At 65.3% G+C, this 1062-nt stretch carries 1 protein-coding gene; it reads left to right on the top strand.

The genetic code is table 11. The annotated features are described in order from the left end of the window. Nucleotides 1-124: 124 nt before the first annotated feature. Nucleotides 125-1062: IS256 family transposase (locus ACSEEN_RS21450; protein ID WP_440714258.1), on the top strand; the 938-nt coding region annotated here is incomplete at its 3' end.

Consider the following 1062-nt stretch of genomic DNA (forward strand, 5'->3'; position numbering starts at 1 on the left):
GGGCGTGTCAGATGGTCTGTGTAAGCGGTGAGGTTCAACCCTGAAGGGACCCGCTGTAGTGACTGTCAATCATGATGTGAGCGTGGATGATTCGCGTGCAGAGCAACGCCGGCGACAGACCGAGATGGCCAACGAACTGATCGCCTCAGGGGCACTCGACGACGTTTTCGCCCGCATCGATGCCGGCGAGCCGGTCGGCGGGCAGGACGGCCTGCTGAACTCGCTTCTCAAAGCGACCCTCGAACGAGGCCTGAATGCCGAGCTGACCGAGCACCTCGGGTACGAGGCCGGAGACCCGGATGCGGCGTCGTTTCCGAACTCCCGCAACGGATACGCCGCCAAGACCGTGGCGACCGAGATCGGCGATGTGGCGTTGTCGGTGCCGCGGGACCGGGACGGCAGCTTCACGCCGATGCTGGTCCGCAAAGGCCAACGCCGCCTCGACGGCCTGGATGCGATGATCGTCTCGCTCTACGCCGGCGGCATGACGATCCGCGACATCCAGCATCATCTCGCGTCGACGATCGGCACCGACCTGTCGCACGAGACGATCTCGAAGATCACCGAGGAGGTCGCCGACGAGGTCGCCAAATGGCAGACCCGCGACCTCGAGGCGCTGTATCCGGTGATCTACCTCGATGCGATCATCGTCAAGATCCGCGATGGCGGGCACGTGCGCAACAAAGCCGCCCACATTGCGGTCGGTGTCGATATGGAGGGCGTCAAGCACGTCCTGGGGATCTGGATTCAGCAGACCGAGGGCGCCAAGTTCTGGGCCGCCGTATGCGCCGAGCTACGCAATCGCGGGGTCACCGACGTCCTGATCGTGTGCTGCGACGGGCTGACCGGTTTCGCCGAGGCCGTAGAGGCGACCTGGCCGGAGGCGACCGTTCAGACGTGTGTGGTGCACCTGATCCGGGCGTCGATGCGGTTCGTCGGTTACGGCGACCGCAAAGCCGTCGCCGGGCTGCTCCGGCCGATCTATCAGGCCTCGACCGAACAGGCCGCTGCCGATGCGTTGGAGGCGTTCGCCGACTCCGACCTCGGTCGCAAGTACCCGTC

Source organism: Gordonia marina, from assembly GCF_052036135.1.
GTDB lineage: Bacteria > Actinomycetota > Actinomycetes > Mycobacteriales > Mycobacteriaceae > Gordonia.